Annotated in this window: 30 protein-coding genes and 1 other annotated feature; of the genes, 3 read left to right on the top strand and 27 right to left on the bottom strand. The window is 48.2% G+C overall.

Annotated features, from left to right (window positions below):
- Positions 1–125: 125 nt before the first annotated feature.
- The gene (locus tag ACFVS2_RS30630; RefSeq protein ID WP_390240181.1) at positions 126–1,142 is read left to right on the top strand and encodes a CobW family GTP-binding protein; all 1,017 of its coding nucleotides are present in this window, start codon (positions 126–128) and stop codon (positions 1,140–1,142) included.
- A 55-nt stretch (positions 1,143–1,197) separates the two neighbouring features.
- Here the strand turns inward: ACFVS2_RS30630 and spoVG are convergent, their stop codons facing one another.
- The 11 genes from spoVG to metG all read right to left on the bottom strand — a co-directional run bounded on the left by spoVG (position 1,198) and on the right by metG (position 10,728).
- Entirely contained in the window at positions 1,198–1,485 is a 288-nt protein-coding gene (gene spoVG, locus ACFVS2_RS30625; RefSeq protein ID WP_007719936.1) for a septation regulator SpoVG, read from the bottom strand.
- 189 nt (positions 1,486–1,674) lie between these two features.
- The gene (locus ACFVS2_RS30620) at positions 1,675–2,055 is read right to left on the bottom strand and encodes a RidA family protein (protein ID WP_007719935.1); all 381 of its coding nucleotides are present in this window, start codon (positions 2,053–2,055) and stop codon (positions 1,675–1,677) included.
- Between the two features lie 6 nt (positions 2,056–2,061).
- Positions 2,062–2,895 carry a pur operon repressor gene (purR, locus tag ACFVS2_RS30615; protein WP_007719934.1) on the bottom strand — a complete coding sequence of 278 codons (834 nt, stop codon included), beginning with the start codon at positions 2,893–2,895 and terminating at the stop codon, positions 2,062–2,064.
- Between the two features lie 55 nt (positions 2,896–2,950).
- A complete protein-coding gene (gene ispE, locus ACFVS2_RS30610; protein ID WP_390240178.1) occupies positions 2,951–3,829 on the bottom strand; it encodes a 4-(cytidine 5'-diphospho)-2-C-methyl-D-erythritol kinase in 879 nt (292 codons plus the stop codon).
- Between the two features lie 214 nt (positions 3,830–4,043).
- Entirely contained in the window at positions 4,044–4,223 is a 180-nt protein-coding gene (locus tag ACFVS2_RS30605; protein ID WP_173620753.1) for a small, acid-soluble spore protein, alpha/beta type, read from the bottom strand.
- A gap of 117 nt (positions 4,224–4,340) precedes the next feature.
- Positions 4,341–4,613, bottom strand: coding sequence for a biofilm formation stimulator Veg (veg, locus tag ACFVS2_RS30600; RefSeq protein ID WP_005830485.1), 273 nt, complete (start codon positions 4,611–4,613; stop codon positions 4,341–4,343).
- A 216-nt stretch (positions 4,614–4,829) separates the two neighbouring features.
- Positions 4,830–5,723, bottom strand: a complete 894-nt coding sequence (gene rsmA / locus ACFVS2_RS30595; protein WP_007719925.1) for a 16S rRNA (adenine(1518)-N(6)/adenine(1519)-N(6))-dimethyltransferase RsmA — start codon at positions 5,721–5,723, stop codon at positions 4,830–4,832.
- Positions 5,724–5,726: 3 nt separating this feature from the next.
- A complete protein-coding gene (gene rnmV / locus ACFVS2_RS30590) occupies positions 5,727–6,275 on the bottom strand; it encodes a ribonuclease M5 (protein ID WP_390240195.1) in 549 nt (182 codons plus the stop codon).
- Positions 6,276–6,446: 171 nt separating this feature from the next.
- Positions 6,447–7,544, bottom strand: coding sequence for a resuscitation-promoting factor (locus tag ACFVS2_RS30585; RefSeq protein WP_390240176.1), 1,098 nt, complete (start codon positions 7,542–7,544; stop codon positions 6,447–6,449).
- A gap of 358 nt (positions 7,545–7,902) precedes the next feature.
- Positions 7,903–8,673: a TatD family hydrolase gene (locus ACFVS2_RS30580; protein ID WP_173620756.1), complete on the bottom strand. Its 771-nt coding sequence runs from the start codon at positions 8,671–8,673 to the stop codon at positions 7,903–7,905.
- A 27-nt stretch (positions 8,674–8,700) separates the two neighbouring features.
- Positions 8,701–10,728 carry a methionine--tRNA ligase gene (gene metG, locus ACFVS2_RS30575; RefSeq protein WP_390240174.1) on the bottom strand — a complete coding sequence of 676 codons (2,028 nt, stop codon included), beginning with the start codon at positions 10,726–10,728 and terminating at the stop codon, positions 8,701–8,703.
- A 58-nt stretch (positions 10,729–10,786) separates the two neighbouring features.
- Positions 10,787–11,042: a binding site (T-box leader), on the bottom strand.
- 444 nt (positions 11,043–11,486) lie between these two features.
- Here metG and ACFVS2_RS30570 point away from each other — a divergent pair.
- A complete protein-coding gene (locus ACFVS2_RS30570) occupies positions 11,487–11,735 on the top strand; it encodes an AbrB/MazE/SpoVT family DNA-binding domain-containing protein (protein ID WP_007719913.1) in 249 nt (82 codons plus the stop codon).
- Between the two features lie 60 nt (positions 11,736–11,795).
- Here the strand turns inward: ACFVS2_RS30570 and ACFVS2_RS30565 are convergent, their stop codons facing one another.
- The 13 genes from ACFVS2_RS30565 to ACFVS2_RS30505 all read right to left on the bottom strand — a co-directional run bounded on the left by ACFVS2_RS30565 (position 11,796) and on the right by ACFVS2_RS30505 (position 21,278).
- Positions 11,796–12,446 (bottom strand): class I SAM-dependent methyltransferase, encoded by a 651-nt coding sequence (locus ACFVS2_RS30565; protein WP_390240171.1) that lies wholly within the window; start codon positions 12,444–12,446, stop codon positions 11,796–11,798.
- A 128-nt stretch (positions 12,447–12,574) separates the two neighbouring features.
- Complete coding sequence (rsmI, locus tag ACFVS2_RS30560; RefSeq protein ID WP_390240169.1) at positions 12,575–13,447, bottom strand: 16S rRNA (cytidine(1402)-2'-O)-methyltransferase; 873 nt, start codon at positions 13,445–13,447, stop codon at positions 12,575–12,577.
- Positions 13,444–13,719, bottom strand: a complete 276-nt coding sequence (locus ACFVS2_RS30555) for a GIY-YIG nuclease family protein (protein WP_390240167.1) — start codon at positions 13,717–13,719, stop codon at positions 13,444–13,446. The genes rsmI and ACFVS2_RS30555 overlap by 4 nt, the downstream gene beginning before the upstream one ends.
- The gene (locus ACFVS2_RS30550; RefSeq protein ID WP_390240165.1) at positions 13,694–14,461 is read right to left on the bottom strand and encodes a tRNA1(Val) (adenine(37)-N6)-methyltransferase; all 768 of its coding nucleotides are present in this window, start codon (positions 14,459–14,461) and stop codon (positions 13,694–13,696) included. The genes ACFVS2_RS30555 and ACFVS2_RS30550 overlap by 26 nt, the downstream gene beginning before the upstream one ends.
- 108 nt (positions 14,462–14,569) lie before the next feature.
- Entirely contained in the window at positions 14,570–14,941 is a 372-nt protein-coding gene (yabA, locus tag ACFVS2_RS30545; protein ID WP_007719903.1) for a DNA replication initiation control protein YabA, read from the bottom strand.
- Positions 14,942–14,969: 28 nt separating this feature from the next.
- Complete coding sequence (locus tag ACFVS2_RS30540; protein ID WP_012683857.1) at positions 14,970–15,785, bottom strand: PSP1 domain-containing protein; 816 nt, start codon at positions 15,783–15,785, stop codon at positions 14,970–14,972.
- A gap of 3 nt (positions 15,786–15,788) precedes the next feature.
- Positions 15,789–16,769, bottom strand: a complete 981-nt coding sequence (gene holB / locus ACFVS2_RS30535; RefSeq protein WP_047074446.1) for a DNA polymerase III subunit delta' — start codon at positions 16,767–16,769, stop codon at positions 15,789–15,791.
- A gap of 16 nt (positions 16,770–16,785) precedes the next feature.
- A complete protein-coding gene (locus ACFVS2_RS30530) occupies positions 16,786–17,232 on the bottom strand; it encodes a YaaR family protein (RefSeq protein ID WP_007719898.1) in 447 nt (148 codons plus the stop codon).
- A 92-nt stretch (positions 17,233–17,324) separates the two neighbouring features.
- Positions 17,325–17,654 carry a cyclic-di-AMP receptor gene (locus tag ACFVS2_RS30525; protein WP_007719896.1) on the bottom strand — a complete coding sequence of 110 codons (330 nt, stop codon included), beginning with the start codon at positions 17,652–17,654 and terminating at the stop codon, positions 17,325–17,327.
- A gap of 133 nt (positions 17,655–17,787) precedes the next feature.
- Positions 17,788–18,429, bottom strand: a complete 642-nt coding sequence (gene tmk / locus ACFVS2_RS30520; RefSeq protein WP_017246923.1) for a dTMP kinase — start codon at positions 18,427–18,429, stop codon at positions 17,788–17,790.
- 39 nt (positions 18,430–18,468) lie between these two features.
- Positions 18,469–19,941: an aminotransferase class I/II-fold pyridoxal phosphate-dependent enzyme gene (locus tag ACFVS2_RS30515; protein WP_390240161.1), complete on the bottom strand. Its 1,473-nt coding sequence runs from the start codon at positions 19,939–19,941 to the stop codon at positions 18,469–18,471.
- Positions 19,942–20,045: 104 nt separating this feature from the next.
- Positions 20,046–20,228: a sigma factor G inhibitor Gin gene (locus tag ACFVS2_RS30510; protein WP_007719893.1), complete on the bottom strand. Its 183-nt coding sequence runs from the start codon at positions 20,226–20,228 to the stop codon at positions 20,046–20,048.
- 60 nt (positions 20,229–20,288) lie between these two features.
- Positions 20,289–21,278, bottom strand: coding sequence for a hypothetical protein (locus ACFVS2_RS30505; RefSeq protein WP_390240159.1), 990 nt, complete (start codon positions 21,276–21,278; stop codon positions 20,289–20,291).
- Positions 21,279–21,486: 208 nt separating this feature from the next.
- On the opposite strand from ACFVS2_RS30505, the gene ACFVS2_RS30500 reads away from it, so the two are divergent.
- On the top strand, positions 21,487–22,014 hold the full coding sequence (locus tag ACFVS2_RS30500; RefSeq protein WP_390240157.1) for a hypothetical protein: 528 nt from the start codon (positions 21,487–21,489) through the stop codon (positions 22,012–22,014).
- A gap of 16 nt (positions 22,015–22,030) precedes the next feature.
- Here ACFVS2_RS30500 and ACFVS2_RS30495 read toward each other — a convergent pair whose 3' ends face one another.
- The 3 genes from ACFVS2_RS30495 to ACFVS2_RS30485 are packed head-to-tail and all read right to left on the bottom strand — an operon-like array spanning position 22,031 to position 23,533.
- Positions 22,031–22,297 (bottom strand): pro-sigmaK processing inhibitor BofA family protein, encoded by a 267-nt coding sequence (locus tag ACFVS2_RS30495; RefSeq protein ID WP_007719887.1) that lies wholly within the window; start codon positions 22,295–22,297, stop codon positions 22,031–22,033.
- A gap of 12 nt (positions 22,298–22,309) precedes the next feature.
- Complete coding sequence (locus ACFVS2_RS30490; protein WP_173620764.1) at positions 22,310–22,540, bottom strand: DUF2508 family protein; 231 nt, start codon at positions 22,538–22,540, stop codon at positions 22,310–22,312.
- Positions 22,541–22,555: 15 nt separating this feature from the next.
- Positions 22,556–23,533 (bottom strand): CPBP family intramembrane glutamic endopeptidase, encoded by a 978-nt coding sequence (locus ACFVS2_RS30485; RefSeq protein WP_390240154.1) that lies wholly within the window; start codon positions 23,531–23,533, stop codon positions 22,556–22,558.
- Between the last annotated feature and the right edge of the window lie 6 nt (positions 23,534–23,539).

Genomic DNA, 23,539 nt, shown 5'->3' with positions numbered 1-23,539 from the left:
TACAGGATTATACTTGATTCCTTGCATTGCCAGTAGTTAGACACATGCCAGACAACATTTAATTTTCTGACAAAAATGTGATATATTGTTGGGCGAAAGGGGTTATTTGAAGGAGGTAGGATTAGATGAGCGCAGAGGTATACTTGCTGACTGGGTATTTAGGAAGTGGAAAAACCACCCTTTTGCAAAAATGGCTGACTCATTTGCGCATCACAGACCAGAAAGTAGTCGTCTTGATGAATGAAATGGGGGAGGAAGATATTGACGGGGAACAATTGCAAGGCTTCGGCTTTCCTGTCAAAAAAATGCTCGATGGTTGCATATGCTGCTCGATCAAGGGCGAGCTGACGGAGGGCTTGAAAGATATTATGAACGCCATTGCGCCAGACCGAATCCTCATCGAGACTACTGGCGTAGCCGATCCACTTGATGTCATCGATACGATTACCCATCCAGAGCTGTATGATCGACTGGAATTAAAAGGGACCATTAGTGTTGTCGACGCCTCTCGCTTTCTGGACCTCAACTCACGATTCTCCTCGACTGCCACTCTGGTCAAAACGATTCGAAACCAAGTGCGTTACGCAGACCTGCTTCTTTTGAACAAAACCGATTTGACCAGCCCTGATGTCATAGAGCGGGTCCGTCAAAAGCTCAGTGAAATCAATCCGACTGCACCCATACACGCTACTGTTCAGGCAGAAATAGAAGTCTCCCGGCTTTTGTCTGTCAAACGCACCGTTCATGAGCGCCCGCTCGACAACGAGACAAGCCGCCCCATTGCCGTGCAGAAAAGCATCGGCCGAATGTCCACGATGGACAGGCTCAAGCAATCCCTTGGCCTAAAAACAAGCCAACCCTCTCTCTACAATAGTATCGAAACGTTTTCCTATGTATTCACCGGACCCGTAGACGCGAAAAAATTCGAGGACTTTCTATACGATCTCCCCAAAAACGTCTATCGGGCAAAAGGCTACGTCCAGTTCCACGGAAAGCCCGAGCTGATCTCGTTTCAACATACTGATAATCAGGTGCTCCTATTCCCTTTTGAAAATTTCGGACCGAAAATGGTAGCTGTCTTCATCGGGGAAGGAATGGACCGAGAAATTATTTTGAACGATCTAAAAAAGTGTTATGGTTAACGGACGCCGAAGCACCCTGCCGTAAGTGACAGGGTGCTTTGAGTATAAGGACTTTTTAAGCACCAGCTTCGATAGTGCTTTCTTCCTCTTGACCTACGCGGTCGTATTCTGTGAGAACTGCTGCCTGAATCTTTTCACGGGTAGTCGAAGAAATCGGATGTGCAATATCACGGAATTCTCCATCTGGTGTACGCTTGCTCGGCATAGCTACAAACATACCATTGTTTCCGTCAATGACACGGATATCATGAACCACAAATTCATGGTCAATTGTAATGGATGCAATCGCTTTCATCCTACCATCCGTATTCACTCGACGAAGTCTTACGTCTGTTACTTCCATCTAGTTCACTCCCTTTATCTATGTAACGCGTTTAGGATTATTTCCACCCGCTGGGTAAATATTCCTGCTTATCATTATGCAATATTTGAAAAAATATATAAATATGTTTATATGTAATTTTTTGGAAACATTTTCTGCAAGTACAAAAACAGCCCAATGCGCGCGGCATCAGGCTGTTTTCCATTTTTTTTATTCGATATATGCTACGATTTCGATTTCGACTTTTACATCACGCGGCAGACGTGCCACTTCTACAGTGGAACGAGCTGGCTTGTGATCGCCAAAATATTGGCCGTACACTTCGTTCAGTTGACCAAAATCATTCATGTCCTTGATGAATACAGTCGCTTTCACTACATTCGTCAGGTTGCCACCGGCTTCTGCCAGTACCGCTTGAATGTTGGAAAAAACCTGATGGGTTTGCTCCACGACGTCACCTTCTACCAAAGTGCCGTCTGCACGCAGCGGAATTTGACCCGATGCAAAAAGAAATGGACCTACCTTTGCAGCTTGGCTGTAAGGACCAATAGCGGCAGGAGCCTTGTCAGTTGAAACAAAAGAGATTGCCATACCTATCTACTCCCCTCTATTTTCAAAAAAACTGCCCAGCTCTATTTCAATTTGCTTGCCCTTGAAGTCTACATCCTGCAGTTTTGCAAGCGATACATATTCATCTACCAAACGCTCAGAAACATCCGCTGTCGTTTCTACCAGTACGCCGCATCCTACTACGGTTGCACGGAATTCCTGCAACAGATCAATCATGCCCCGCAATGTCCCGCCAGCTTTCATAAAGTCGTCTACAATGAGGACGCGAGACTGCTCGGCCAAACCGCGGCGAGCGAGTGACATGGTTTGAATTCGTTTACTGGAACCCGATACATAGTTAATGCTCACTACTGAACCTTCCGTCACCTTGTTGTCACGGCGCACAATCACAACAGGCACATTCAAAAACATAGCCGTCGCATACGCAAGTGGAATCCCCTTTGTTTCCACCGTCATGACGACATCCACATTTTTATCCGCATAAGCGGTTGCAAAGAGCTTTCCGATCTTCGCCATCGTTTGTGGATTTCCGAGAATGTCGGACATGTACAAGTATCCACCTGGCAAAAGTCTCTCTGGATTAGCAAGTTGACCGATCAGTTCGCGCATGAAGTGAAGGGCCTCTTCCGTTTTGACCTGTGGAATATACTTCACTCCGCCTGCCGCTCCCGCCACCGTTTTCAACAAGCCTACCCCTTGGACTTCAAAAGCCTCTTTGATGATAGACAAGTCTTCACTGATGGATGATTTCGCTGCGCCGTATTGTTCCGCGAACAGAGTGAGAGGAGTCAGCGTATGGGGATGGGCGAGCAAGTGCTGCGTCATGTCAACCAGACGTGCACTTCTGCGCAATTTCTTCATGGCTCTTCCTCCAAAACCGAATATTATGCTGTTAATGTATCATTTCCATACGGGTTTATGCAAGTATTTCCCCATCTTGAGCGCCTAACATTCGGACAACAAACACATCTTTGACAAAACCTCGCAACGCGTTGTAAATCCGATGTACTTTCGCTTCCTTTTGCACAAGAGCAAACACAGTAGGACCGCTGCCAGACATCAGGACACCATCTGCCCCCGAAGCGACCATGAGATCCTTGATCTGTTTTACTTGTGGATGGAGCGAGAGCGTGACGTTCTCCAACACATTCCCAAGAGATTGGCACATGAGTGAAAAGTCTTGGGTCGCGATGGCTTGCAGCATTTGTTTGGTATCGGGATGATTATCGATCTGGGCCACACGCAGGTTTCCGTATACATCCGGGGTAGATACTCCGAGAGGCGGCTTGGCTAGAATGACCCAGCACGGCGCAGGCGCTCCCAGATGCGCAATCTGTTCACCACGCCCCGTCGCCAGCGCTGTTCCTCCATAAACGCAAAATGGCACATCAGAGCCAATTTCCGCGCCGATTTTAGCCAGCTCATCTCTGGTCAGCCCGAGATTCCACAATTGGTTCAAGCCGCGCAGTGTTGCTGCTGCATCACTGCTGCCACCTGCCAGTCCAGCCGCAACCGGAATTTGCTTGTCGATATACAAGTGTACGCCCTGGCGTACTTGAAATTTTTCTTTCATGAGCGTTGCCGCTTTATATGCGTGGTTACGGATATCATCCGGTACGAAGCTGGCAGAACAGTCCAGCGTTATCTCACCATCTTCGCGTAGAGTCATGTCCACACGATCTGCCAAGTCTACGGTTGTCATCACCATTTCTACTTCGTGATAACCGTCCGGCCGTTTGGCAAGCACGTCGAGAGTCAAATTTATTTTGGCCGGAGCTTTGACCGAGATACGCACGTAATTCACCTCTGCCTACTTTCTAAATTTCCTAGTCTCTTATTGTAGCATAGGCAAACTCTCCCATGCCACTTGATCAATTAAAAAGAATAGGATCGAGATCATTATGGGTATTTCGAAAATTCAGCTCTCTTTATAGAAAAAAGCCGGGATGCCCCGGCCTTGTCAACGAGTGTTTATATGGTGAGAAACGTCCGTACGATCAAACCAAACGCTACAATCGCTTAGCGGCTAATGCTTCCTCAGCAAGCTGAACAGCACGCTTGACCATGTTACCCGCGTCCCGTGTCGTGATGCCTCCCCAACCCTCGGCTTTTACCGTATCGTAAAACCCAAGCTCTTTGGCCAGCTCCATCTTAAACTGCTCTGACATCATTCCTCGTCTGCGACCCATAGCACCCTCCTTCTCGTTGACAGGCTTAGTGTGCTCCATGCCGCTCTTTTTATTGCCTCAACCAAATGTTCAGAGCTTTTCGATATAAAAAACAAAACAGTAGAACCCAAAAGGGCTCTACTGTTGTACAAATGTGATGCGGATGTGCTCGTTTTCGCGGCACACCGTCAATTCTACTGTTTCCGTCAAGATGTCAGCATAGCTGTAAGATACCCGCTCAAAGAGTTGGTCGTCATCCAGCTTTACCACAAACACAGATGGGTAAGTTTCTTCGAGGATGCCACTACGTTCAACGGTTTTGCGGCGACCGCCATTAGCCTTCAGCAGGATGCGCTCACCAATGTGTCCGTCTAAACTACGTTTAATGTCAAGTAACGCGTTTCTTGCCATTGTTCCATCCACCTCGCTTACATCTATTATAACAGCTCACTTATATTTTGTCAAAGAAATAAAAAATTATAGCAACCCGGCAGATATTTTGTCAACGGGGTTTTTTTCATAAAAAACGTAGATATTTGTCAAAAGATATGCATAAAGGGCATAAATACACAAAAACCCCCATTCTTGGGTGATCTCGCCCAAAAATAAAGGGGTTGTCTACACGATTTACGTAATCAGTCCGCGGCGCATACCTTCGTTCGCTAGGCGGGCAAATTCGTCCAAACTGAGTGTTTCACCACGCCGAGTCGGATCGATCCCGATGTCAGTGAGCATCTGTATTACTTCATCCTTTTGGGTTTTAGGAAACAGTCCGTTCATTAGGTTGTTCAACAACGTCTTACGGCGCTGTGCAAACGAGCTGCGTACCACCCGGAAAAACACATCCTGGTCGTCTACATCCACTGGCGGACGATCTCTTACCTTTAAGCGAATCACTGCCGAGTCGACATTCGGACGCGGAATGAACACACTTGCAGGCACAATCATCGCTACTTCTGTGTCTGCATAGAATTGAGCTGCGACTGAAAGAGAGCCATAGTCTTTCGTTCCTGGTTTGGCTGCAATTCTCTCTGCCACTTCCTTTTGAATCATGACCACGATGTTTTCGAGAGGCAATCTCTCTTCCAGCAGCTTCATCAAGATTGGTGTCGTCACATAGTAAGGCAGATTCGCCACTACGCTCAGCTTTTCCACTCCTGTCATCTTTTCTTCTATTAACTTCTTCAGATCCAGCTCCAGTACGTCCCCATGAACAACTTCAATATTTTCATAGGGTGACAGCGTGTCCTGCAAAATAGGTAAAAGACGCTGGTCGATTTCGATCGCCATCACTTTTTTGGCTGCTCGTCCCAATTGCTCCGTCAGCGCACCGATACCGGGCCCAATTTCAATCGCTCCCTTTTCCTTGGTAAGGTCTGCCTCTGAAACAATGTTATGTAAAATATTGGTGTCTATTAGGAAGTTCTGGCCCAGACTCTTCTTAAAAGAAAAGCCGTACTTCTCCAATATTTCTTTTGTGCGCGTAGGTGTGGCAATATCCTTGCCCGCTATTTGGGTCATGGCTTACTCCCTCTCTTTGTTGATGGCCGTAATGGCCGCTTCGAATTCTGCTCGACTAATTTGGAAGGCATTGAGCCGCTGCAGCATTTGCTTGGCGTTGGCGTATCCGATCCCCAATGCTTCTCCCAGCTTAATTCTGCGTTCTTTGGCATCTACTCCGGACGTCAGGCCATTTGTCAACAGATCGTCAGAGGTAATCTCTCCAGCCGTTTCCGCCATTTCGGTACGTACTTCTGAGAGCGCACGAATAATCACATCAGGTGTCGCATTCTCGACGCCGATGTCGCCCTTTTTGGTCCCGTCCTCTTGGGTAATAAATGCATGCTTGCAGCCTGGAACTGACTTGCTGATAATTTTTCGGATGCGCTCCCCTTGATAATCGGGGTCTGTAAAAATAATAACACCGCGTTTTTGTTGCGCCAGCCTGATTTTTTCAATCGTTCTTTTATGAATGGCAGAACCGCCAGTTTCAATCGTATCGGCATTAACCGCACGCTTGATTGTTGCGGTATCGTCTCGACCTTCCACCACGATGACTTCCTTGATCTTCATCATGTGCTCCCACTTTCGTACAAAGTCGGTACGATACTAGTGTTCCAAAAAAAACCGTACCTCAAGCAAAAAATACATGAAACATTTGGTAAAACAGGATCGTCTAACTAACAAACAGCTTATCACAATAACCTTGGAGGAAACAGAAGAACAGGAGCAATCGCTCCTGTCCTAAGGCTTCTGTGGTCCAATGATATATACAGTTTTGTTTCGCTTGCGACCGAATTTCCTCGCCTCGGACTCCGTGCCTACGAATACGTCGATTTTGCCACCTTTCATGGCTCCACCCGTATCTTCAGCTCGACGATACCCAATACCTTCAATGTACACCCACCATCCATACGGAATGACTTTAGGATCTACAGCGATGGTGTGACCTGTCTTGGCTTTTACCCCTGTCGATGTGCGTCCATATCCCGGAGAGCTTGGGTGTTTGCCACCTCCCGAAGGAGTATATGCAGTCAGGGTAACCCCGTTCAGTACTTTTTTCGGCCTAAACACTTTTCCACCACGCGAGACCGGACCCGCTGCAGAAGCAACCAGGACCCGATCTGGTTGACCCTTTTTCTGCAACATTGGGATTGCGGTACCCATGGCTACGACATTATCTTTCTTCGGTACAAGTACATCTCTTTTGACCAGATCACGGGAGACTTCTTTTCCATCTTCCATGACTAGCTTATAGTGTGCAATTGCCTTACCTTCTTGCCCGCTCTGTAATACGCGGGTCTTACCTTTTTCCAGCGCTGGATCATTTTTGCGTATTTCTTGAAAGGTGACTCGCTCATCGACTTTTACCATTTTCTCAACAACCCGCTTTACGCTGATCGAGGAGTCCTTGGTAAGTGTAGCGGTCAATGCCGGTTCTACCCGGTCCTTCTCACCTAGCACGATGCCGCCGTCCTTCAACGCACCAGCAACATCACGACTAAGTGTCTCTATCGTTTTTTTCTGCCCGTCAACCTGGACTGGTATGGACCAGGTCGTATATAAAGTAATGAGTGCTCCGTCTGATAGCTTCGTCTCAGGTGTCGGTTGAAGGGAATCCTTTTCCGTTACCGTAATGTTCCTCTCGGTTAAGAACTGCTCAACGGTCTTGGCTTTTGTAGCGACCGTCTTGCTTTCTCCGTCCAACGAAAAAGTGACCTGTTTTGGCTGAGTAGCCTGGGCAGAGAAATAGCCAATCATGGGAACGAGCACAAGAGCAAGGCAGCCAAACATGACTAGCCCACGATTCTTATACCTTTCCCATATCGCGCGTAACTCCATTTCCCACACTCCTTTTCCTAGAAAAGCACAAGGCTCTTCTTGTCTAGCCAGGTAAGGGTCGATGTAATTGCACTAATATTCTGGAAGTGGCCGGTACTTCACAAGGTCGGCTTTGATTGTATTTCACTTTCCCGGCTTTGTCAAATTTACCCTCCCTTTTGGCTGAAGCGATAATGGTACCAGACTAGCAAAATATGCATGGCGAATGGTAGCAGAAACCTGTCGAGAAACCATGTCGGATGGACAATAATCGTTCGACACATTGTTCATCGTATGCGTCGACAAAATGGAGTAGAACCCGGTTAACTGACACAAAAAAACGGGAAATCACGTGATGAATCGTGATTTCCCGTTTTTATTAACCGTTCATGCGAAAAAGACGTCTAGCGTTGTCTGCGGTAATTTGTGCCATTTCCTCGTAAGACAAACCATGAATGTTCGCCATTTCCTCACAGACATAACGCACATATCCACTCTCATTTCGCTTTCCACGGAAAGGATGCGGAGTGAGATACGGGCAATCTGTCTCTATCAACAGCTTGTCTAGCGGTACCTTCGCTGCTACTTCTTTTGGCTGCTTGGCATTTTTGAATGTTAGCGGACCACCGAACGAAATATAAAAATTCATATCGAGTGCCTGCTTCGCTGTTTCCCAGCTGCCAGAGAAACAGTGCATGATGCCGCCAACATCTGCTGCCTTCTCTTCCTTCAGGATCGTCAAAACGTCTTGGTGCGCATCGCGATTGTGGATGATGATCGGCATGTCGAGCTTGCGAGCCAGACGAATCTGCTTGCGGAATACCTCTGCCTGCACATCACGCGGCGACGTATCCCAGTAGTAGTCCAAGCCCATTTCACCCAATCCCACTACTTTCGGATCACGACTGAGTTCCTCGATCCATTCTAGGTGTTCGTCTGTCATGTCCTTGGCGTCTTGTGGATGCCAACCGATGACAGCGTAAATAAAGTCATACGCATGAGCCAAATCCATGCAGCTTGGAATTGTTTCAGCGTTGAATCCAATGTTCACAATCGTACTGACGCCATTTTCTTGCGCACGAGCAATGACCTCTGCACGATCTTCATCGAATTCCTTCGCATTTAGATGAGCATGGGTTTCAAATAACAAGATGGGTCCTTCCTTTCCTTGCCCTCGTTACTTCACGATTGCTCCGTTTGGCATACTTGGGTCAACAGTCGCAAGTGTCAACTGATCTCCTGCCGATGCTGCCAAGATCATCCCTTGAGACAGCTCACCGCGAAGCTTCACTGGCTTCAGGTTGGCTACGAGGATCACTTTTTTGCCGACCATATCTTCTGGGGAGTAGTATTTCGCGATACCAGAAACAACCTGGCGCTTCTCGTAGCCGAGATCCAATTGCAGAACCAACAGTTTGTCAGCATTTGGATGCTTGGCACATTCCACTACCTGTGCGACGCGCAGCTCTACTTTCCCAAAATCGTCGATGCTGATTTCTTCTTTTGCATCAGCTGGTTTGTCCGTTGCTGCTTCTGTTTGGTTAGCGTTTGTTTCACTCACAGGTGCTTCCCCTTTCAAAGCTGCTTGCTTTTTCTTGTTTTCCTCCGCTTGGCGACGTGCCTCTGCTGTCGATTCGTCGATGAAAGCCAGTTCGGCTTGGACATCCAGACGAGGGAAGAGCAGTTCCTTGCGGCTAACGGTACTTCCAGCAGGCAATCCACCCCAGACACTTGCAGATTCCCAGTTGGTTGCTTCTTCATTGCCCAAAATACCCAGTTGATCCCAAATTTTCGCTGGTGCTTTGGTCATGAACGGTTGGATCAGCACGGAGCTAATGCGGATGCTTTCCACCAAATTGTACATAACGGTTGCCAGACGACCTTTGGTGTCTTCGGATTTTGCCAAATTCCATGGCATAGTCTCGTCGATGTATTTGTTTGTACGTCCCACCAGTTCCCAGATGTGAGCCAGTGCATTGGAGAAGCGCATTTCTTCCACGTGCTCTTCCACCAGCGCCTTCGTTTTCATCGCGAGGCCGATCAAGCTGTCATCCGGCTCTCCTGCATCTTGTGGAGCTGGAACGATACCATCGAAATATTTCTCAATCATCGTAGCGGAACGGCTCAGCAGGTTTCCGATATCATTAGCCAAGTCGTAGTTCAGACGCTGTACGAACGATTCTGGCGTGAAGATGCCATCCTGACCGAAGTTGATTTCACGAAGCAGGAAGTAGCGAACGCCGTCAGAACCGTAACGGTCGATCAAAACCTTCGGGTCAATGACATTGCCCTTGGATTTTGACATTTTTCCATCCGGCATCAGAAGCCAGCCATGACCAAAAATTTGTTTTGGCAACGGGATATCCAGTGCCATCAACAGGATTGGCCAGTAGATCGTATGGAAGCGCAAAATGTCTTTTCCAACCATATGAACATTGGCTGGCCAGAAGTTACGGTATTTGCTGTCGTCCTCGGACAAATAGCCGAGAGCAGAAATATAGTTCGTCAATGCATCGATCCATACGTAAATAACGTGCTCTGGATCGCTTGGCACCTTGATTCCCCAGTCAAATGTACTGCGGGATACGGACAAATCCTGGAGACCTGGCTTCAGGAAGTTGTTGATCATTTCGTTGCGGCGGCTCTCCGGTTGAATAAATTCAGGGTTTGCTTCGATGTGCGCAAGTAATCTGTCCTGATACTTGGACATGCGGAAGAAGTAGTTTTTCTCCTTCACTTTTTTCACTTCGCGACCACAGTCTGGGCAAGCATACCCGTTGTCCGTTTTCGCTTGGGTTTCTGTCCAGAAAGCCTCGCAAGGTACACAATAGAAGCCCTCGTACTCGCCCAAATAAATATCACCTTGGTCGAGCAGGCGTTGGAACACTTTTTGTACGACCTCTTTATGACGAGGCTCTGTGGTACGAATGAAATCGTCATAAGAGATGTCCAGCTTTTGCCACAGATCCTTTACCCAATCGACAATCGGGTCAATGAATTCGAGCGGTTGTTTGCCTTCTTCGGCTGCACGCTCTTGGAGCTTTTGTCCATGCTCATCTGTCCCTGTCAGATAATACACATCATAGCCGCGCAAACGCTTATAACGAGCCAATGCATCACACGCGATTGTGGTGTAGGCGTTACCGATGTGGAGTTTGTTACTTGGATAGTAGATCGGTGTTGTGATGTAATAAGTAGGTTTCATTGCAACTATTCCCCTCCTGTTTACGTTTATTAAAATAAGGAAAAGCCCACCCCAAAAAAATTGGGGCGAGCTCTATCTCGCGGTACCACCCAAACACTCCGTCCCCTCACGGAAAACGGACTTGGTGAGTCAAAACATGACTCTACCCGTAACGTGGGCTTACGTCACAAACTACTAGGGTACGGTCTATGCCGTCACTGTTCATCTGCAAGACTCAGGGTCCATGTTCAGCTTGCTCACTTATACCGGTTCTCAGCTACCCCGGCTCTCTGAAATAAGGAGGATCGGCTTACTCTTCCCATCATGGTCGTTTGCTATCATTTGCTTTATTTATCCTCTATTGTACACGACCAACCTGTTTTGTAAACATCCTCGGCAAGCCCATTTTCCTGAGGAATTTTATCGCTCGCTTCACACCAACTTTACAAAATACAAGAAGAAAAGAGAAAACTTGGAGTTTTTGTCGAATCGACATGTTGGGATTCGACATTCGTCGACTTATTCGACACCCAATTCTTCCAGTAAATTTTATCCATAAAAATTTCCATATCGCTTCCAACACTTTGAGAAACACCGATATAACAGCGTTTTCGATTTGAAAAAACATTTTACTTTTCAAGGAATTGTCAAAATCATGTTGACACCTTTGGGAATGGCTGGTATGATTATTCCAACAGAAAATGTCGAATATTGACGATAAATGATGAGCGTATAACAATAGCATCGACATATACAGATTTTGGGAGGAGATTTTAACTATGATGAAATCAACCGGTATCGTTCGCAAAGTAGATGAATTGGGTCGTGTTGTTATTCCAATCGAATTGCGCCGCACTCTGGGTATCGCTGAGAAAGATGCTTTGGAAATCTACGTTGACGGAGAGCGCATCATCCTGAAAAAGTATGAGCCTGCATGTATCTTCTGTGGAAACGCTGACAAAGTATCTCACTTTAAAGGTAAAATTGTGTGCCAAGATTGCCTGACAGAAATGCCTGTTAAACGCTAATATCATTTGATTACATAAACATGCCTTTGTGGGACGAGCCTCACAAAGGCTATTTGTTTGCTATTTTTTCTTCAACAGCGCTCGGAAGAAGAACAGCCTAGGCGCATACAAATCAGAATAGACCACATCTGCCGGCATTTCAAAGGATACATCGCCAGAAAACTGTAGCCCAACCTCTGTCAAAACATGTTGCAGTCGAGCTAAATTGATCAGTGGGTAATCAAAAGTGAGTACGAGCTGCCCATCGTCTTTTAACACTCTGTGAAATTCGCGAAATGCTTGCATCATAATCGGGTCTTCGAGATGCTCGAGAACAGAGATGCAAAATACAGTATCAAACTTTTGATTCGAGTACGGCAAGTAGGTCAAATTGGCTCGACAATAATGAATACCGTCAAAATAATGCGCAGGCAAGCTGTCTGCTACCCTTTTCCCAAATACGTCCACAATATCTTGATAGATCGCTTCCTTAGATAGTATCCGATTATCGAGATCACAAGCGTGTACTTCTCGACAATGATCAGCCAAATAAAATTTGAATGGGTGGCATATCCCGCTTGCCGAATCAAGCACAACGTCATTCGGATTGGCAAACTGTTTGGCCCATGCATATTCGTACGGTCTACTGTTCCATGTAACCGGCAGCGTAAATATGAAGTGATCGTCTTTTTCGTCTGTGTTCACAATAAAACGAGAATCACGAATACTCACTGCTGATCCCCCTTCCATTCCTTCCGAAAGCACCGGCAGCGCCCCTTACCATCGTATTCACGTACCCGTCGAGATGACGAAAAGAAAAAAGCCGACCGTATCGGCCAGCTTCGCTCATTCCTTACCTTCTATTCACGATGATATTCGTTGTAAACATCTCGTTTGGATACGTTTCGATCATCGGCTGCTTGCTTGATGGCTTCCTTTTTCCCCATGCCTTGTGCACAGTAATGATCCACGTGCTCCACGATACTCAGCGATTGCCACCATGTATCATCGACTTCCGCTTCCAACGGCCCTGTGTTCCCTTCGACAATGACACAAAACTCACCGCGCACCTCGCCGCTTCTGAGCCATTCCAGCAGCTCATCCAATGTCCCGCGCGCAAATTCTTCGTAGCGCTTTGTCAGCTCTCTCGCCAGGACAGCTCGCCGATTCCCCCACGCTTCCCGCATGGCAGCAAGCGTCTTTTCCACTCGATGGGGAGCTTCATAAAAAATCAGCGTTTCTGGATATCGCTTCAGTCGTTCCAGCTCTTCGCGTCTTTCTTTGTTTTCGCGTCCCATAAATCCGCAAAATAGGAAGCGATCAGTAGGAAGACCAGAAGCAATCAAAGCTGTCAATGCCGCATTGGCACCTGGAACGGGGATGACAGAAAATCCCACTGCGGTCGCATCTCGTACTAGCTCAGCACCCGGGTCGGAAATTGCTGGCAAGCCAGCGTCGCTTACCAAGGCAATTTTCTTGCCCTCGGCAAGCCACTGCAACAACCCATTTCCACTTGCTTCCTTATTATGCTCGTGATAGCTGACCGTACGTTTTTCGATTTGAAAATGATTCAGCAGCTTTCTGGTCTGGCGCGTATCTTCACACGCGATGACATCGACTTCACGCAACGTATTTAGACACCGCACCGTGATATCATCGAGATTGCCAATGGGTGTAGCCACCAAATAAAGGACTCCTGCTTCTTCTGACGCAAAACTGCGTTGCACATTCATTCGGAGGCCCCTCCAATCAATTCTTCTTTTTTCTTGCGCGTTAATCGTTTGATGCTCTCTTCACGCTTGAGTCCCCAGGAACGGTCTGCTCCTTCTTCCCAATAGAACAACTCCACTGGCCCGCGTCCTCTCGTGTACTTGGCACCTTTTCCTTCATTATGAGCAGCCAAGCGACGGATCAGCTCTGTCGTATATCCGGTGTAGAGTGTCCCATCCGCACAGGAGAGGATGTAGACATAGTGACTCTTACTCGAGGGAATCTCGTCTGCCATAATAGATTTCCTGTAGTTCTTCACAGTATTGCTCTCCATTTTCATACACAATCAGCGGCGGCTGAATTCTCAGCTCCGGCTTTCCACCCCTTATTCCCTCGATCAGAACCATATTCGGCTCTGCTTCCTTACGCGGATAAACCAGACGCATCCGTTTCGGCTCGATGCCATATTGGCGCATAAGCGAAACGATGTCAATCAAACGTGTGGATCGATGCACGAGCGCCAGCTTCCCGCCGTTTTTTAGCAACTGGCTCCCCACGCGAATGACATCCTCCAAGGACAGCATAATCTCATGACGGGCGATCGCAAAGTGCTCGCTGATGTTTTTCTCCCCACTGGTCGCAGGCATATACGGCGGATTGCACGTGATCAAATCGAAATTCCCGTGCCCAAACAACGACACCGCATCCTTCACATCGCCATGATGCATCGTAATTCGTTCGTTCAAACCATTCAATATCACATTGCGGCTTGCCATACTGAACAAACGATCTTGAATTTCGATTCCATCAAAACTGGCTTCTGGCGTACGCGTGGTCATAATGAGCGGTATAGCTCCATTGCCCGTGCACATATCCAATACTTTTCCGCGCTTTGGCACCGATGCGAATCGCGCCAAAAGAACCGCGTCCATCGAGAAGCAAAAAACTTCGTGGCTTTGGATTATTTTCATTTCATGTGTCAATAAATCATCGATGCGCTCTGTTTCGTAAAGCGGCACGTTGGTGACAGGTTCCATCTACGGCTCGTACTCCCTTTTGTTCTTGTCTTATTATTCCTATCCGGAAAAAAGCGACCTGACACGTGGCCCAGGTCGCTTTTTCATGTGGTGCTGGTTACTCACCGCTTATTTTTGAGGGCCGCCGCTCAGGAATGAGAGACAGAACAGGCAATCCCCTTCTTTTCGCAGGCTGCCGAAATGCACATTGCAGATATGAAATCCTTCCGCGTACAAACGAGCGAGATTGTCATATCCTTCTCCAACCACTGCCTTTTTGGCTTTTTCCTTCGCGACAGGGCTTGTTCCCTTTTGTTTTGCTTGGGAGCCGGTCTTTTTCCTGTCTAGTCGGGTGCGAAGGTGCTGGTTTTCAACGAGTAATTGGGCGTTTTCCTCCATCAAAACAACGATGACGTCTTTCAGTTCACCAATTTCTTTATAAAGGTCACCAATACGTTCTTCAATACTCGCCATCTTGACGAAGATTTCCCGTTTGTCCACTAGCTCACCTCTCCCCTACCCCCACGCTTTATTCAAAAGTGGGGAGACCTATCGCAATCTCATCCAATCCGAATTCGGTGACACGTTTGTCGATTGAAAGCTCTACTTGGACAGATTGATCAAGTACGTTTACGGAAACGACTCGTCCATTCCCCATCGGGGTGGTGACCAATTTGCCGACGTCCGGCATCTCATCCTTCGAGCTTTCATAGTTGTCGTTCTCGTATTTTAAACAGCACATCAACCGGCCACACAGACCAGAGATTTTAGCTGGATTCAACGAAAGATTTTGGTCCTTGGCCATTTTGATCGAGACAGGCTCGAAATCGCCGAGGAACGTCGAACAGCAAAGCAACCTGCCACAAGGCCCGATCCCGCCGAGCATTTTGGCTTCGTCACGCACACCGATCTGGCGAAGCTCAATTCGGGTACGGAATACGGAGGCGAGGTCTTTTACCAGCTCACGGAAATCAACCCTACCGTCAGCGGTAAAATAAAAGATAATCTTGTTGCGGTCAAACGTGTATTCCACATCGACCAGCTTCATATCGAGCTTGTGCTCTTTGATCTTCGTCTGACATACAGCAAAAGCATTCTTGGCGGCTTGCTTGTTTTCATCCACCTGTTTTGCATCTCGCTCGTCTGCCATCCGAATGACCTTTTTCAGCGGCAATACGACATCAGACTCAGCCACTTCTTTTTTGCCAATGACGACCTTGCCAAATTCGACCCCTCGCGCCGTTTCAACGATGACGGTGCAGTCTTGCTCAATCGGCAGTCGGTCAGGGTCGAAGTAATATATTTTGCCCGCTTTCTTAAAGCGGACCCCAACAACCTCGTACAAGGGTTATCCCTCCTGGAATTGAAGAACCAACCGCTCAAGAGCCAACTGTGCGTTGGCATTTCGCTCTATCCGATTTTTCGTCTCCATGACCAAATCTATCCCACGCAAGAGCTCAGCTTTTGTCCATACCAGTGCTTGTCCTTGCAGCACATCCTGTTGGTCGCTGTTAATGAGATGGGCATGCCTGCCTACTTGCAAATACAGGATATCGCGCAGCCAAAGGATGAGCAAATCTAAAAAGAGGGGTAGTTCCTCTTTACTTTTGTCGCTCTTTTGCAACATATCATGGATCGTTAAGAGTGCAGATGAATTGCGCTGTTTGCACTCCTGCACCAATTGTATCACTAGATTTCTTAGCTGTGCAAACGATTCTGATTGGCTGAGTGTCATGGCTTCTTCCACATTTGTCGTAATGTGGGAAGCAACCTGCGCCATTCCCGCCAAAACGCCCTCTGCACGCAACTTTTCCGCAATCGATTCTGCAGAAAGTGGTGAAAATTGAACGATTTGGCATCGAGATAAAATCGTAGGAAGAATCGCATGGCTATGCTCTGTTAAAAGCAGGGCCAGTACACCAGCGGGCGGTTCCTCCAGAAACTTGAGCAGACTGTTGGCAGCCTGTGTCGTCATTTTATCGACGTGCTCGATGATATATACCTTGCGTGATGACTCGACGGCGCGCATCGCCATTTCTTTTTGCAGCGAACGGATCTGGTCGATTTTAATCGAAGCCCCATCAGGCGTAATAAACAACACATCCGGGTGATTACCACCCTCTATGCGCCTGCATGTAACACAGGCCCCGCAGGCGTCTGCCTCCCTTTCCGAACAAAAAAGGGACTTCGCCAGATGCAGGGCCATCTGCTTTTTACCTGAACCTTTGGGACCCGCCAGCAAGTAGGCGTGTGCCAGTCGTTCGTTGCGCAAACTATGATACAGCAGTTCTTGTGCTCGTGGCTGCTGAGAAAAACGGGTCCATGTCATGATGGTTTCACACCCACTAAAAATACAAATTGATCAACATGCCGCGGATTTCGCCAATCCTAGCTAACAAATCAATCGTTGGTGCCTGCTCGCTCAAGAGCTCATCTGTCAGTTTGAGCAGCTCTGCATCCACCTCTTTGACGATTTTGTACAGCCTACTGCGACCACGTCGATTCATTCCTCGTCTATCGTCTAAGGCAATACCGAACTTCACAGCCTCTTCCATGAACTGCTTGACGAGATTTTTATAAGCATAGAAGTCACGAACGGCGCGGGAACGAGCAAGAATCTGTCCCTGCCTGTCTATGTCTGTCAGTAGCCGGGTAAGCTTCTCCTGAGACATACGTTCGTCTTCTCCTTGAATCATCGTGCCAAAATTCAGCTTTTCCAGTTGAGGATTCTTGCGTGAATCCGTCGTTTTAATCAAGTCCAGTTTAGGCCGTAACCCATCACTGATTTTCATATCGCCACCTCCGTCGCCCGATCCAATACAGGGTTTATCCCCGTGAGATCAAGTATATACGAAAGTTACGAAAAAAGAGAGAAGGAACCACGTTAAAATGAGTGGAACTCTCCGACATCCAATACGAATACTGCCGCACCACCCACCTGTACTTCCAGCGGATATGGCATGAATGAGTCTACAGCATTACTGAGCGGAGAGACGGGAGTGACCATTTGTTTGCGGGATTTGCAATTATGCGCAATGATGTCGATTACTTCCGGCACGCTTTCGTCAGACGTACCGATCAAAAAAGTTGTGTTACCGGCGCGTAAAAAGCTACCCGTACTAGCCAGCTTCGTAGCACGAAAACCTTTTTTCACCAGTTGTTGAGACAGACGACCACTATCTTTATCTTGGACGACCGCAACTACCATTTTCATCGGCTATCACCCTTTCTCCCATGATCAATTCCCAATTTGACTTCTTCATTGTATGAAAAACACGTAGGCTTGGTACGTTATTTCGCTTAAACATATTATACAGCATGTACGTCATCCTGCGGTACAGGGAACCTTATAATCTGTCTAACAGTGCCTGTAGAGCAGATTGATATACATGTTCCATCGGCTGCTCGGCATCAATGACGACAAAGCGCTCTGGGTCGCGTTCCATAACCAGCTGATACCCTTCCCGAACAAGCTCATGGAAACGCATCCCTTCCAGATCGAGACGATTCACTTCGCGCCCACGGGAGGCATTAATCCGCGCCAATCCGATTTCGGGCTGCACATCAAAGAACAAGGTCAATTCCGGCATGCAGTCACCGACAGCAAATCGGTTAATCTGGTAGACAGCATCAATACCCAATCCCCGCGCATGTCCTTGATAGGCGAGACTACTGTCGATAAAACGGTCGCATAGTACCAGCTTGCCCTCTGCCAAAGCAGGTAACACCTTTTCCGCCAAATGCTGGCCACGTGCTGCCGCATACAAGAGAGCCTCAGTTCTTTCATCCATCTGCGTGTGGGCCGGATTCAAAATAATTTCCCGGATTTTTTCAGCAATATCAATTCCACCGGGCTCACGAGTCAAAAGTACATCGACTCCCCGCGCCTTCAGCTCTTCGTACAGCTTGGCGATGACGGTAGATTTCCCGGCCCCTTCTCCGCCTTCTATCGTAATAAATCGGCCTTTCTTTCCTGTTGCCACTTCCATACTCCTTCCACCCCTGTTGTAGCAGGCCAGTTGCTTAGATTATCGTAAAACCTGTATCGTTTGTAGCTGGTCGTCCTGTACGCCATGGAATCGCGTTTGTCCTCTCGCCAATTCCTTCAACATCGCCAGACTTTCTTCATCGATCCGCTCGCCTGGCACCAGCACTGGAATCCCTGGCGGATATGGAATCACCATCTCTGCCACAATTCGTCCCAGAGCCTGCTCCAAAAGAATCGACTCCCTCGGGCAGTCAACGGCTTCATGCATCGGCAATGCCTGCTCGCGCAAATAATGGGAAGATACGACTCCCGTCAAAAGTATGCGTTCCTCCCCCGGTTCTACTTGTGGCGCCATCGATTCAAGCAGTTTCCACAAGGCGTCCAGGTCACGGGAGGATGTTCCTGTCGAGGCTGCGAGGAGTACATGAGAGTCATCCGCCAGCTCCGAGAAAATCCCGTGCTTTTCCATCCATTTCTGCAACTCAAACCCACTGAATCGGGCCGTTCGCAAATGGAAAAACAGCTTCAACGGGTCAAGCGTAGCGTATACGCTGTTCGTGGACAGTCGCGGCCAATCCAGCCACTCCAGTCGATCGAGTCGCTCCCGAAACTTGTCCAAAAGCGGCAACAACCTGTTCCACTCTTCGGTCGCCGCAAGCGCCAGATGACGCCTAGCTACATCGAGTGAGGCCATTAGCACATACGATGGACTGGAAGATTGAAGCATGGCTAGATGACGGAACAACCGTTCACGATCAATCCGCTCTCCCTGAATATGCAGCATCGAGGACATCGTCATCGCCGTTCCCATTTTGTGTGTCGATTGGACCGAAGCATCCGCACCTTCCTGCATTGCAGAACGCGGAAAGGCAGGATGGAACCCGTAGTGGGCACCGTGAGCTTCGTCTATCAAAAGCGGTACGTCAAACCGATGGACAGTAGCCGCCATTTTCGCCATATCGATACCCATTCCATAATAGGTCGGATTCGTCAAAAAAACTGCCTTGGCATCGGGGTGTGCAAGCAGCGCACGCTCTACATCTTCGCGCCTTACACCCGCAGCGACTCCTGTTGCCAAATCGACGGCAGGTACTAAAAAGATCGGGGTTGCTCTCGCCATCATAATGCCGTTGAATACAGACTTATGGCAATTGCGTTGTACGAGAATCTTATCGCCCGGTCTGCATACCGTCATGATGAGGGCGATATTTCCTACTGTACTGCCTCCGATCAAAAACTTGGTCTGTTCCGCATGGAAGGCTTGCGCCGCCAAAGCCTGCGCTTCTGCAATGACACCCTGTGGCTGATGCAGGTCATCTGTCCCGCTAATTTCCGTTACGTCCAGCTCCAAGATGTCTTGAAAGCGATTTTTGGCATGGTTGTCAAAGCTGTGGCCCATTTTATGTCCTGGCACATGAAACGGATGCGGCCGATGCTTGGCGTGCCGTTCAAGCTGTTCATAAAGGGGCGCTCGCTTTTGTCGCTCCCGAAATTCAACATCTCTCTCCAACACGCGCGACTCACGTCCTTTATTTTTATTCCCCTATTTTAGCATGATTTGGACATGCATGAGTCCAGCAAAAAAAAGACACCGGAATGCACCGATGCCTTCTTTCTTCACGCATCTTTTCGCAACCAAATGCGTCTCATCTGATGAATAAAAAATGGATACTTTTCATCCTGTACATCGGTATTGACCATTTCCTGTTCGCACCGCTGACAGATAAACTGCTCACAAATGGCGATTCCGTCATTCTGCTCTTGTTCACAGACGATACATCGCTGAGCAACTTTTTCCATAGTGAAAACGCCTGCCCTTTTCCTCAATATATCAACCATTATACCCCATTATAATCAGCATCATTCCCAAACGTTCGTGTTTTCGCCGATAGCTCGGTAGGCTTGGAAATAGGACTGGGCTTCCTGCACAGGGAAACAAGCTGCCGCATCAATGACGTAGGACTGCCTCATCACGTTAACCAGCTCGGGTAACGGCAGTTCAGCAATGGTCGTACCCGCAGCATTTCCGATCACGAGCAAATCTGCATCCTTTACAGCATCTTGCCACGAATCGTACAGCGTCCAACCCGTCATCCTTTTGTTCGGAATTGGCTTGTCCTCCCCCATGTACACCGCAACGTCTTTTTCAGCCAACCAGTCAGAAGACATATGCTCCCATAACGAATCCTTTCCCCAAAGTACGATCCGCTGTATATTCGCTTTTTGTAGAACGAGCCTGCATTCTTTTTCGAGCCATCGAACTATACGGGAAGAGTCTTGGCGGGAAGGGTAGAGCCAGCCCTGACCGACTCGTTTATCCATACCGAGCGCGCGACTAACTTGCAGCAAAGAAATCCCTTTCTCATCGCAGCTGGCACCAAGTTCAATGTAAAACTGCTCCTTCCACGCCAAATAGCGCGGTAATTGCCGAAGCGCTTCATCCACTTCGCGCATCCCGCAAACCATCGTCACCAGTGAATAGCGAGCGAGCTGCTTACAGAGGAACCGCATCCACCTCCCATTGGATTCCCCTCCAAGCAAAGCACGATCGTGGGTAAATAACGCCATGCGAATGACCTCATGCTCTCCGTTGTGCTTGTATTGGGTATGTAAAGTATTCGCCCAGCCGTACGGCACGTCACTACCATAGACAAGTGTGAGCCATGGCCCCGTTCCCAGCTGTTGCATCCTTCCCTGCAAAAGCTTGCCATCACTCTCTTTTGTCAGCAGAAATCCATCAGCGACTTCATCTGAGAAATCTGTTTGGTAAACAGTCAGCTCAATCCCACACGCTCCAAGCTCATTGCCGCATCTGGCTACGACCTCCTCTGAAATGACCCATAGCCTCACGCTTCCCTTCCCTCCTCATCACGCCCTACCGAATCGGTTTCCATATCATTCCTTTTATCCTACCCATAACAAAAAGCCGTCAGTCCAGTCATGCTAGACAAACGGCCTATATCATTCGTTGTATAAGCTTTCTCAAGATTTGCGACTGTGCGATAATGGAAACGCAGACTTTCATTCATCCAGACGCTGTAAAAGGAAGTGACTTCTCATGAAGGAAACCGCCGCCCATACGATCTATAGCTACAAGCTGCTCTATCGTTTTCGTTGGCGATTTGTCGGCTACCTTTTTCAACTGTTGTTAATAGGCTTGTCCCTTATTTCGCACTCATTCATGCTACAAGTTCCCGCTTATACGCTGATTGTGACGTTAGCGATTCTACCCGTGATACCAATCTGTCATTTGGTCTTATTTCGACTGTATGCCCTTCTACGCAGCCATAAGCCAAAGACAACTGCTGATATGCTCGTTTCTCCGTGGTGGGGTGCAGGCTATCCACTTCCCATCCCGCTATCTGTCTATCGGGGCGGTGAGCTCACGATAATCGTGGGAAGTATGGCGATAGCAGCAGGGACTTATGTGTGGCTTTCGGAAGGTTACGCGCTCACCTTGATCACCGGAACGCTGATCGTTGCGCTGCCACGCCTCCTCGCCCTCCTTGCTTCCTTTCGTCAGCCAAGTCGTAGCCGGGTGAAATACGAGGATCGCGGCGTTGCTTTTTTGCTTACCGATGGATAACCGAATCGATACACCTCTACATAACCCATAGCTTGATGACAATCAACGCTGCCAATCCAGGCAAACGGAGAAGTCCGACGAGCAGAGCCGTCACCGGGTTGATCGGGATGTGGAAGTTAGCCAACTCTCCAACCAGATTGGTGAAAAACAGCAATAGTGCGCCAATCACGACTTGCATGATCCCAAATCCAATCCACCTGATCGGGCCCGTGACAGATTTGCTGGCGGCAATCACCAGCAAAATTCCAACTACAATCAGTGCTATAACCCACCCTGTAGTCATCGGCTTTTCCTCCTATGCCTGTTGGCGATTCCTCTCGCGCTTTGCTTGCGCGAGTAAATACATATACCGCTTTTCGGTCACATGCAAATAATAAATGACATCATCCAAGCCGCCATCCGGTTCACTGATCTCCGCAAGATGGCGAGCATGCTGCCAGTCTATTCGGGCCTGATTGACTGCTGCATCCAAGCTCGCATCATTCCATTCCACCACGAACCGCGCTTTTTTTCTCCACCTACTCACCTGCAAGCTTCCCCCTCAGTGAAAGTAGTAAAGTACTCCTGTCATGTTGTTCACTGCATGCAACAAAACTGCTCCCCAGATCGATTGGTACCGATGTCGAACGAATCCGAGTAAAAGTCCAATGACAAAAAGTGGAGCGAACAAAGCGAGATCCATATGCAGGAGCCCAAACCAGAGACTGCTCAGGAAGATACCCATAATGGGCCCGATTCTCTGAACCAGATAGGTCTGAATCACGCCGCGAAACAAAATCTCCTCCGCAATCGGAACCAATATGCCAATGACCAAAAGTGAGGTGAGCGCCGCCAAAATGTCCGTTTCTTTCGCCTGCACAATCTCTTTTTCGATCTGTTGCTCTCGCTCTGATGACAGAGACAGTCCAAACCAGTCCGCAATCGGGTTAGTCACCACCGCATCCAGCACCAGTGCAATCAAAAGAAACAGAGCAGCGAGCATCAACAGCATCCGGCCTAGTCGTACAGGTCGGCGAACGCCGATTTCCCCCAGTCGTCCACGAAACCACAACGGAATCAAAATCAACAGGAACAGTTGGAAAATAGCTGATTCCAATATCCCTCCGATCGTACCGGTGGAAAAGAAGGTACCTTCCAGTAAAAACCCATACAACAACAGTACGCCCGTTTGAAACACATGCAGCCAAGCTACAATATGCAGCACATCATTCCCTGAAAGATCGTCGTATTGCCATAGCCATGACGTCTTCTGCCGTCTTTCTCTTAGCAAGCTCACAATGAAACCAACGGTCGCAATGAAGCTAAATACCGTCACTGCAAATGCAAGTAATCCTAGCCATACCTCCGGTTGCCCGATAGTGGTAGCGACCCACTTCCCGTCTTCACCCTTGTGAAAACGAATCATGGATAACTCCGCAGCAAACATGAGCCAATACCCAATAAACAGCATGATCGCCCATGGAGTGGACTTTTGTCGCCGTATCCCACTCGCAAGCGACAGTCCTGGTCCTGTCAGCATCTCCTC

The organism is Brevibacillus sp. NPDC058079, assembly GCF_042885155.1.
Lineage (GTDB): Bacteria > Bacillota > Bacilli > Brevibacillales > Brevibacillaceae > Brevibacillus.
The sequence above is the reverse complement of the archived record's forward strand: the minus strand, read 5'-3'. Positions and strand labels throughout refer to the sequence as shown.

What these genes read in the sequence shown, in the direction of transcription:
- rnmV (WP_390240195.1), bottom strand. Translation starts at nt 6,275, where the DNA reads ATGAAGATCAAGGAAGTCATCGTGGTGGAAGGTCGAGACGATACCGCA.
- ACFVS2_RS30530 (WP_007719898.1), bottom strand. Translation starts at nt 17,232, where the DNA reads ATGAAAATCAGTGATGGGTTACGGCCTAAACTGGACTTGATTAAAACG.
- tmk (WP_017246923.1), bottom strand. Translation starts at nt 18,429, where the DNA reads ATGGAAGTGGCAACAGGAAAGAAAGGCCGATTTATTACGATAGAAGGC.
- holB (WP_047074446.1), bottom strand. Translation starts at nt 16,769, where the DNA reads ATGACATGGACCCGTTTTTCTCAGCAGCCACGAGCACAAGAACTGCTG.
- ACFVS2_RS30495 (WP_007719887.1), bottom strand. Translation starts at nt 22,297, where the DNA reads ATGACTACAGGGTGGGTTATAGCACTGATTGTAGTTGGAATTTTGCTG.
- ACFVS2_RS30605 (WP_173620753.1), bottom strand. Translation starts at nt 4,223, where the DNA reads ATGGGTCGCAGACGAGGAATGATGTCAGAGCAGTTTAAGATGGAGCTG.
- ACFVS2_RS30570 (WP_007719913.1), top strand. Translation starts at nt 11,487, where the DNA reads ATGATGAAATCAACCGGTATCGTTCGCAAAGTAGATGAATTGGGTCGT.
- ACFVS2_RS30525 (WP_007719896.1), bottom strand. Translation starts at nt 17,654, where the DNA reads ATGAAAATGGTAGTTGCGGTCGTCCAAGATAAAGATAGTGGTCGTCTG.
- ACFVS2_RS30550 (WP_390240165.1), bottom strand. Translation starts at nt 14,461, where the DNA reads ATGGAACCTGTCACCAACGTGCCGCTTTACGAAACAGAGCGCATCGAT.
- veg (WP_005830485.1), bottom strand. Translation starts at nt 4,613, where the DNA reads ATGGCAAGAAACGCGTTACTTGACATTAAACGTAGTTTAGACGGACAC.
- purR (WP_007719934.1), bottom strand. Translation starts at nt 2,895, where the DNA reads ATGAAGAAATTGCGCAGAAGTGCACGTCTGGTTGACATGACGCAGCAC.
- ACFVS2_RS30630 (WP_390240181.1), top strand. Translation starts at nt 126, where the DNA reads ATGAGCGCAGAGGTATACTTGCTGACTGGGTATTTAGGAAGTGGAAAA.
- rsmI (WP_390240169.1), bottom strand. Translation starts at nt 13,447, where the DNA reads ATGAATGTGCAACGCAGTTTTGCGTCAGAAGAAGCAGGAGTCCTTTAT.
- ACFVS2_RS30500 (WP_390240157.1), top strand. Translation starts at nt 21,487, where the DNA reads ATGAAGGAAACCGCCGCCCATACGATCTATAGCTACAAGCTGCTCTAT.
- ACFVS2_RS30585 (WP_390240176.1), bottom strand. Translation starts at nt 7,544, where the DNA reads ATGGAGTTACGCGCGATATGGGAAAGGTATAAGAATCGTGGGCTAGTC.
- ACFVS2_RS30510 (WP_007719893.1), bottom strand. Translation starts at nt 20,228, where the DNA reads ATGGAAAAAGTTGCTCAGCGATGTATCGTCTGTGAACAAGAGCAGAAT.
- spoVG (WP_007719936.1), bottom strand. Translation starts at nt 1,485, where the DNA reads ATGGAAGTAACAGACGTAAGACTTCGTCGAGTGAATACGGATGGTAGG.
- rsmA (WP_007719925.1), bottom strand. Translation starts at nt 5,723, where the DNA reads ATGACCCAAATAGCGGGCAAGGATATTGCCACACCTACGCGCACAAAA.
- ACFVS2_RS30620 (WP_007719935.1), bottom strand. Translation starts at nt 2,055, where the DNA reads ATGGCAATCTCTTTTGTTTCAACTGACAAGGCTCCTGCCGCTATTGGT.
- metG (WP_390240174.1), bottom strand. Translation starts at nt 10,728, where the DNA reads ATGAAACCTACTTATTACATCACAACACCGATCTACTATCCAAGTAAC.
- ACFVS2_RS30485 (WP_390240154.1), bottom strand. Translation starts at nt 23,533, where the DNA reads ATGCTGACAGGACCAGGACTGTCGCTTGCGAGTGGGATACGGCGACAA.
- ACFVS2_RS30555 (WP_390240167.1), bottom strand. Translation starts at nt 13,719, where the DNA reads ATGGCAGACGAGATTCCCTCGAGTAAGAGTCACTATGTCTACATCCTC.